The organism is Armatimonas sp. (assembly GCF_964826245.1).
The window spans coordinates 1-8,218 of sequence record NZ_CBAYMC010000202.1 but is presented as its reverse complement, the minus strand read 5'-3'; the positions used below and the strand labels follow the sequence as shown (position 1 = coordinate 8,218).

The following is an 8,218-nucleotide window of genomic DNA, read 5'->3' as shown; positions in this document are numbered from 1 at the left end:
CAACTCCATCGGTGACTTTGCGTGTGACGAACTCTAACCCACGTCGAGGAGACTCATGATTGAAGAGAATCCCACTCACGGCAAATAAATCATAGCTCTCGCGGTAGTTGACCGTGATGAAGTGACCATAGACCTTGGCAACCCCGTAGGGGCTACGCGGGTAGAACGGCGTCTCTTCTCTCTGGGGCACTTCGAGAACCTTCCCGTACATCTCCGACGAGCTGGCCTGGTAGAAGCGAATTTTTGGGTTAACGGCGCGCACGGCTTCCAGCACCTTGGTGACGCCAAGCGCAGTAAACTCGCCGGTTAGCACAGCCTGTGACCAAGACGTGGGCACAAAGCTCTGCGCTGCAAGGTTGTAGACCTCATCGGGTTGCGCCACTTTCAGTGCCTCGATCAGTGAGTACTGATCCAGCAAGTCCGCCTGAATAAGCGTAATACGATCTCGCAAATGCTCGATGCGCTCATAGCTCTCCGTACTGGAGCGTCGGACAACACCAAAGACTTCATAGCCCTTACTCAGTAGCAGCTCTGTCAGATAGGATCCGTCCTGACCCGTAATTCCCGTAATTAACGCACGTTTACTCAAAACTCTTTACTCCTTAAACTAAATATACTCAGCAAAGCGAGGCTCGTTGCGCTTGAAGACAACGAAGCCCACCACCAGAAAAAGTAGCGCCGTGATCAATGCACTGCCCACATAGGGCCATAGTGATCCGAGATTCCCTTGCGCAGGGTCTATAGCCCGCATCCAGCCGGTCTGTGGAAACGCCAGACGTCTCCCTGCCTCCAGCAGCGCGGCGATAGGGTTGAGCAAGTAGAGCCCCTGCCAGATCTTCGGTACTTGATGCAAGGGGTAGATATTGGGCACCAGAAAGCCCCAGAGACTAAGCACAATCCCAACAAGATGACGCACATCCCGAAAGTAAAGATTGGCACAGGCTAGTAGCATTCCCCAACCAAGCGTCAATAAAACGACAATCCCCGCCATGGCAAGACTCATCAGAAAGAGAGGCCCCGGCTTGACCCGGTAGACGATTAGAAGCGGCACGAGTCCCACCAAACCAAATCCGAAGTCTACGAGCTTGGAGAGAACGGCAGCGACCGGAAAGACCTCACGGGGAAAGTACACCTTGGTAATCAGGTTCAGGTGGCTCACCAAGCTCTCCGTCGCTGCCGTTAAGCCCGACGAGAATAGGTTCCAGTAGAGCAGGCCAAAGTAGGCATAGACAGGGTAGGGAAGCCCGCCCGTTTGCTGGCGCAGAATGATCTGCCCGACAATGCTAAAGATAAGCGCGGTGGCTAGAGGATACAGCACTGCCCAAGCATAGCCTAGGACGGATTGTTTGTAGCGTGTCTTGACGTCCCGCCCGATCAGTCCAAGAATAAGCTCCCAGTAGGCAGGCGAACGAAAAGACAGAGTGACAGACACAGTGCCTATTGTACCGTACGAGGCGTTTTCGCGGGACGCACCATCTCCACGTGCGGAATCCCGTCCTCATCATAGGGCTCTGAGACTGCTGCAAAATCGAGCTTGCCATAAAAACTCAGTAGATACGCCTGGGCCGAGATGCGAATTCCACTCTCTGGCCAGAGCCGCTCCGTCTCCGCAATCCCGCGCCGCATCAGCTCCTGACCGAGGCCCGTCCCCCGCGCCGAAGCCGCTGTACAGACCCGCCCAATGCTCGCCTCATTGGGGAACGCTGGATACTTCACGCCCGGCGCAAAGAGCCGCAGGCAAGCCACAAGCTCCCCCTTGCCGTCGCGCCCCAGCAAGTGCCACGCCCTCTGGTCGTAGCCGTCTGCATCCAGATAGACACAGTTTTGCTCAACTACAAAGACCTCTTGGCGAAGCCGCATGAGGTCGTAGAGATCAGTAAGAGAAAGAATCTCGAAGGAAAGGCACTTCCAGTTCATAGAGTCCCCTCGATCCTGCTGACGAGAACCTGGATGCCCTCAAGCTCCCGATAGAACCAGAGCGTTCCGGCAGGGCACTCATCGTTGAGATAGGCGAGTAGCGGCTCACGAACGGCGAGCCAAGGGATGGAGCTGAGCCGCTGGGGCGCATCACGTAGAGGCACCAGCGCGACGTTTAATATCTCGTTGTCGGGGTCGGCACTCTGGAGCGTCCCCGACCAGCCGTCAATCTCAAAACAGTAGGCGATTGTCTCCTCACGACGCGCCGGGTGGTCTATCTGCATGCAGTACGCCAGCCGTCCGATAGCCTCAACTCTGGCCCCCGTCTCTTCCGCAAGCTCACGAACCAGCGCCTCGGAGATCAGCTCACCCGGCTCCACCATCCCACCCGGCAGCACCCAGAACGGGGGGCGGTCTTTGAGATACTGCTGCTGCACGAGAACAAACTGATCGCCCTGCCGGAGAATTCCCACAGCCACATGGTTGATCTTATACGTCATGCGATGGCCATACGGGAACGCCGTGTCACAGCCCGAGCTCCTCCATGAGTGTGGGGAGGAACTTTGTGGAGACATCGTTGGTGCGGTAGCGCTCATCGGCCAGAATCTGCTTGAGGAAGCTGATATTGGTCGGCAGGCCCTCGATGCGCGTCTCGCTCAGGCAGCGCTCCATGCGGCGGATGGCCTCGTCGCGGTCTACGCCCCAGACGATCACTTTGGCGAGGTTGCTGTCGTAGTAGGGTGGGACGGAGTAGCCGGAGTAGATCTGGGTGTCCACTCTAACACCGAGGCCGCCGGGGAGGAGCACCTCGCCCATCTTGCCCGCCGATGGCTGAAAGTTCTTGGCGGGGTCTTGCGCCGTGACGCGGCACTCGATGGAGTGACCTTTCCACTCGATATCTTCTTGTTTTAGAGAGAGTGGCTCACCAGCGGCGATGCGGATCTGCCACTGGATGAGATCAACGCCCGTGACAAACTCCGTGACGGGGTGCTCTACTTGGATGCGCGTGTTCATCTCCATAAAGTAGAACTCGCCGCTGGGGGTGTAGATAAACTCCACGGTGCCCGCATTGGCATAGCCCGCCGCCTTGCCCGCTTTCACCGCCGCCGCACCGATTGCCATGCGCTGCTCCATCGTGAGAGTCGGAGAGGGGGCTTCCTCGACGACTTTCTGGTGGCGTACGGTCTGCACCGAGCACTCGCGCTCCCCGAGGTGAATCCCATGACCGTACTCGTCAAAGAGCACCTGAACCTCGATATGGCGCATCTCACGGATGTACTTTTCGAGGTAGAGCCCGCCGTTGCCAAACGCCGCCTCCGCCTCGACCTGTGCGACTTTGAACTGCCGCTGCATGTCGTCTTCGTCCTCGACAATGCGAATGCCACGCCCGCCGCCGCCTGCGGTGGCCTTCATCATCACGGGGTAACCTATTTGAGTTGCGAGCTTGAGAGCATCGGTGTCGGTCTCCAAGATGCCCTCAGAGCCGGGAACGGTGGGGACACCCGCAGCTTTTGCCGTGGCGCGCGCCGTGGCTTTATCGCCCATTTTTTCAATGGCAGTGATGGGGGGGCCGATAAACTTAATTCCGCACTGCTCGCAGATCTCGGCGAAGCTAGCCACTTCCGAGAGAAAGCCATAGCCGGGGTGAATCGCCTGTGCGCCCGTATTCAGGGCGGCAGCGATAATGTGCGGAATGTTGAGATACGAGTCTTTGGAAGGGCCAGGGCCCACACAGACTGTCTCATCGGCGAGGCGTACGGGCAGAGAGTCTCGGTCGGCGTCAGAGTGGATCTGGACGGTCTTGATGCCAAGCTCTTGGCAAGCACGAATGATCCGAACCGCGATCTCGCCGCGGTTGGCAATAAGGATTTTACTGAACATTACTGTCCTTGATTTTGAAGATTAAGTGCTCGACCCACACTGCCAGGAAGAGCGGTTGGACTGGTGACTTCACCGGTCTGGGGATTGTACTGAAGGGGCTGCTTACTGACACCATCAACGAGCATCTCATCCGTGACCCCGTAGCGCTTCAGCTCCTGAAGACTCGCAGGCAAGCGCTCGTCGTTGTCCATCTTGTACATGGTGATCGCCTGCTGGATCTGGGAGACATAGCTAATGGTGCCGACTTGCTGGGCCTTCTCCTTGGGCGCGAGAACACGCTTGCCGGCGGCATCCTTTCCACCACCTGTCAAGCGTGGGATAACAATGGCAGCTAGAATACCGAGGATGACTACCACCACTAAGATCTCAATCAGAGTAAAAATCCGTCGCTGCATCTAGCTTTCCTCCGGCACGATCGTAAAGAGAGGCTGGCCGTACTCGACCGGCTGCCCTTCACCGATAAGAACCTCAATAAGCTTCCCACTCAGCGGTGCTTTACAGTCCGAGAGTAAGCGCATCGTGTCGATCTGACCGAGCACCTGCCCAATATTCACCAAGGCTCCTACCTCTGCAATGGAGTGGATGACACCCACATGCTCCGCCGTCACCAGACAAGCGTTCGTCGGTGTGGGTATAGGAAGCGAGGAAGTAGTGGGAGGTGTAGGAAGACTCGGCTGTAGAGCGGGCAAAGGGCTTGTCGTCGCGCGGCGCATCCGCAGGGTCCCCCCCTCATGTCGGATCTCTATCTCGGTGAGGCGCGGAGCCTCGGTAAAGAGAGCGGCAAAGCCCTCAATCTGCTCGTGATTCATTTAGATTTTCTTAACAAAGATACACCACTCCACGATCTGGAGGGCCTTAGAGACAATCATCAGAGAGAATGCTCCGACAAGAGCCCAGAGAACACCATCACTAGGGCGCGTCAGCTTCACGCCACTTTCTTGGCTGCTCGCAAAGGAAAGCTTTGCCGCAATAGACTCAATGCCGGTCATGCTGGACTGTATTGCCGTGCGCATCCAGGGAGAGATCAGTACGCAGAGAGCTATCGTGGCTATGATCGTAATAGGCATGATGAGCTTGTACTTATCCGACTGATGATCGTTATAGATCACGCAGTTTCGGCAGCGCTCCGCTTTTTGGGCATCCGTGAGAAAGATTTTGGCAGGGGCTGCATTTCCCGGTGACGAGGGATTGGCGTAGTTGAGCTGCGAGGCGGGAGCCATCTCCAGCTGAACCCCTCCCTGAGTTTTGTTGGAGGCATTACTGACAATATCTTGCTCGCAGTAGCAACCCCGACGGATTCGCCAGCAAGCATCGCGTTTCTGGTAGATAGGGCAGTGGGGACGAACCCAGTCGCGGCAGTAGCTTCCCTCCCAACACTTACCAATCAGGGACGTTCGGATGGGCTTTGCTTCACGCTTTGCCCCTGTACCAAATGTCGCCTCCGAGGAGTCCATTTCTGTACCACGTCTCTGGATTGCCCGGCCAAACTTGGTAATAATATCCCGAATGACAAGGACGAGGCCAACTCCACCTGGCACTAAGGCGGCCTGTGGGAAGGCGGCTAAAGCCTTGGCAACTCCAAGGGAGCTAGCATCGCCTAGCATGGGGAGCCCCAACCCGAGAAGTGCCGCCCCAATCAGAAGGGCATAGCCTGCGATCTCCTCAAACCAGAGAGAGACAGCTAGTCCAAGCGAGGCCGCCCCCAAGCCATAGGTTAGTGCCTTTGTCGCAAGGGCGATATTGCCCATCATGATCTTTTGTTTGGGGGCATCCCAGCTAGAGAATCCACCCAGACCAATAAAAACTCCATAGAGAAGGTAGGCCAGACTCAGACCAGCGACAATAAAGGCGACTGTCATCACCAAGTTCGCTAGCGTATAGACGATAGGGGGAACATAAATTCCACCTTCATCTGATTCTTCTCTGCTCATGGAATGTCTCCTGATGTTGTTATAACGCTACGCTAGGACTTGACTCGCTCTAGATAGCTATCATTACGAGTGTCAATCTTAAGCTTGTCACCGACATTGATAAAGAAAGGAACGGAGACAACAACCCCACCTTCAACCGTGGCGGGTTTGGAGCCACCCGAAGCCGTATCCCCACGTACGCCAGGGTCGGTCTCGATCACGAGGAGCTCCATAAAGTCAGGCACGTGAACCTGGATAATCTGCTCTTTATGGAGAATGGCCTGAACTTCCATGTTCTCTTTCATGTATTTTTTCTGCTCGCCAATCATCGCCGCCGAGACGCCGGTTTGCTCAAATGTGTCCATGTCCATGAGGAAGTACTCTCCATCTTGCTCGTAGAGGTACTGCATCGGTTTGCGCTCCAGATAGGCTGCCTCCATCTTCTCACCGGCACGCCAGGTTTTATCCAAGGTACGTCCCGTGCGCAGGTTCTTGAGGGTAGAGCGGACAAAAGCTCCCCCTTTGCCTGGTTTGACATGCTGGAAATCAACAATCGTATAGATATCGTTGTCGAAGATAAGAGAAAGACCGTTGCGGAAATCGCTGGTATCCAATCGAAAATACTCCTTTGAAAACTAGAACGTATTATAGCATGAAAAAGGCCCTCAGCCGAAGCTGAGGGCCGTAAGCGGGATTACTCCTGCTTAGAACTTAACGGAGAACTGACCTGCGACGACTCCACCCTTCTGGATGTTGTCGGTACCTGCAGAAGATCCGTTGAACGCGGAGTTGCCCTTGCCATTGTAGTCCGCAACCTGGTAGAGGAGACGGAAGGTGCTGGCCGAGTTGAAGTCAAACCGGTAGCCAATGTTGGTGAACAACTCACGAGGCTTCAGACCGCTACCTGCACGGGTGTAGGTTGTGGACTCTGTCGAGACCTCAAGCGAGGACGGTCCGGTAACCTGCCACTTGGCACCAAAGCCAATATTCGCGATCTTGTCGTTTGTCGTAAGACCACCAAGACCCGTTGCTTTACCCGTACCCTGGTAGTCCTGGACGGATCCCATCAGCTCGATGCGGTTAGTGGGGTTCCAGGAAGCTTTACCGTAAGCACCCTTGATGTCCGTGGGGTTCTGGAAGGAACCAACACGAGCCCATGCACCCGGTGCACCGAAGTACGGTCCAACGTTGCGGTAGCCACCCGAGAGGATGAAGTTTCCACGGCCAAACTGACCGTTGACATCAAGTGCCTCATTGTTCTTGGTAGTCACGTTCTTGCTACCAATCAGGGTATCCGACTTCGCATACTTACCTACTAGGGTGATACCAAGCAGGCGGGTAGAGACATCGGCGGCCATAACATTGACGGTGTCAAAGTTCGCCGGAGCGCCCGCGGTTGCGGACTGAGCGGCTCCACCAAAAGTGAGGTAGCTGGCGTTGATGTTGAACTTTGTCAGGACGTTAACATTGAAGTTAGCCGTACCACCAGCGAACTGGTTGACATTCATACCACCAACACGACCGGACTGGCCGAAGACACCAACCGTATTGGCACGGGTTAAACCACCGACATATCCACCACGGAAAGCACCCGCCATCACCATGGGAGCCAGGTTGGCAGAGCCAAATCCGTAGTTTACGGGGTTCACTTTACCTGCTTGTGTGGTGAAGTTGATGCCCTGAATGCGGAAGTTACCACGAAAACCGTCGGTGGGGATGGATCCGTTATCGGTCTTCTGGTTGGTGAAGTAGGAGTCCTGATCCGGGGTCTTGAAGGTGTATGCACCAAACTGTGTGGGGATACGTCCAACGGTGACACCGGTACTGCCAAGGATCGGCAGGCTGACACCGGTGCTCATGTGAGCAGACCAGAGAGTCGTCGCCTGATCCTGGTTCACCCGAGCTCCACCACGGTCAGAACGAGCGCCAAAGCCACCACCCAGGTAAGGGAGGTAGTTGCCGACGGTCAGGTTCGCTTCAAACGTCGTGTTGTCGTTGGGGGTCGCTTTCAGGTTCAGGTCAAGATCGTGCAGAGCACGAGTATCCGCAAGAACGCTGCCGCTCGTACCAGGGCCACCGGTGACGAAGAAACCGTCACGGTCACGGAATGCCGAAGTGCCATCCTCACGGAAGTTGCCACGGACATAGGTGTTAAAGCCACCGTTGATCTTCAGACGCTTGTTCCACTGGTCTTCCAGCTTGCTAACGCGGTCTTCGACGTTCTTAAGACGCTTCTTGATTGCGTCCACATCCACACCAAGCGTCGTCAGCTCGGTCTGGAACTCGGCCACCATCTTGCGAATCAGGTCGAGATCAGACTTCTTGACAAGGTTTGCAAGATCACCCTTGGTGGCAAAGTTGCTCATGTCAGGGGTGTCACCGCCCTTACCGATCATGCCCTTAACGGCATTGAGGTCAGCCTTGGTGGCAAAGTTGCTCATGTCAGGGGTGTTACCACCATGCTCATGAGCCTTCAGGGCATAGCGCTGATCAAGAATATCCAGCATGCG

Annotated in this window: 9 protein-coding genes and 1 pseudogene; all 10 read right to left on the bottom strand. The window is 55.7% G+C overall.

Annotated features, from left to right (window positions below):
• Nucleotides 1–589: GDP-mannose 4,6-dehydratase (locus AC1XOS_RS16915; RefSeq protein WP_481963399.1), on the bottom strand; the 589-nt coding region annotated here is incomplete at its 3' end.
• An 18-nt stretch (nt 590–607) separates the two neighbouring features.
• Nucleotides 608–1,432: an ABC transporter permease gene (locus AC1XOS_RS16910; protein WP_481963398.1), complete on the bottom strand. Its 825-nt coding sequence runs from the start codon at nt 1,430–1,432 to the stop codon at nt 608–610.
• 5 nt (nt 1,433–1,437) lie between these two features.
• The gene (locus AC1XOS_RS16905; protein ID WP_481963397.1) at nt 1,438–1,917 is read right to left on the bottom strand and encodes a GNAT family N-acetyltransferase; all 480 of its coding nucleotides are present in this window, start codon (nt 1,915–1,917) and stop codon (nt 1,438–1,440) included.
• Nucleotides 1,914–2,417 carry an NUDIX hydrolase gene (locus tag AC1XOS_RS16900; RefSeq protein WP_481963396.1) on the bottom strand — a complete coding sequence of 168 codons (504 nt, stop codon included), beginning with the start codon at nt 2,415–2,417 and terminating at the stop codon, nt 1,914–1,916. Before AC1XOS_RS16900 ends, AC1XOS_RS16905 begins: the two co-directional genes overlap by 4 nt.
• Nucleotides 2,418–2,442: 25 nt before the next feature.
• Nucleotides 2,443–3,798, bottom strand: a complete 1,356-nt coding sequence (gene accC / locus AC1XOS_RS16895) for an acetyl-CoA carboxylase biotin carboxylase subunit (protein ID WP_481963395.1) — start codon at nt 3,796–3,798, stop codon at nt 2,443–2,445.
• Nucleotides 3,798–4,193, bottom strand: coding sequence for a competence type IV pilus major pilin ComGC (locus tag AC1XOS_RS16890; protein ID WP_481963394.1), 396 nt, complete (start codon nt 4,191–4,193; stop codon nt 3,798–3,800). Before AC1XOS_RS16890 ends, accC begins: the two co-directional genes overlap by 1 nt.
• The gene (locus tag AC1XOS_RS16885; protein ID WP_481963393.1) at nt 4,194–4,607 is read right to left on the bottom strand and encodes an acetyl-CoA carboxylase biotin carboxyl carrier protein; all 414 of its coding nucleotides are present in this window, start codon (nt 4,605–4,607) and stop codon (nt 4,194–4,196) included.
• Nucleotides 4,608–5,729, bottom strand: coding sequence for a hypothetical protein (locus AC1XOS_RS16880; protein WP_481963392.1), 1,122 nt, complete (start codon nt 5,727–5,729; stop codon nt 4,608–4,610).
• 32 nt (nt 5,730–5,761) lie between these two features.
• Nucleotides 5,762–6,322, bottom strand: coding sequence for an elongation factor P (efp, locus tag AC1XOS_RS16875; RefSeq protein ID WP_481963391.1), 561 nt, complete (start codon nt 6,320–6,322; stop codon nt 5,762–5,764).
• Nucleotides 6,323–6,412: 90 nt separating this feature from the next.
• A pseudogene (locus AC1XOS_RS16870) lies at nt 6,413–8,218 on the bottom strand (hypothetical protein); the annotation flags it as partial.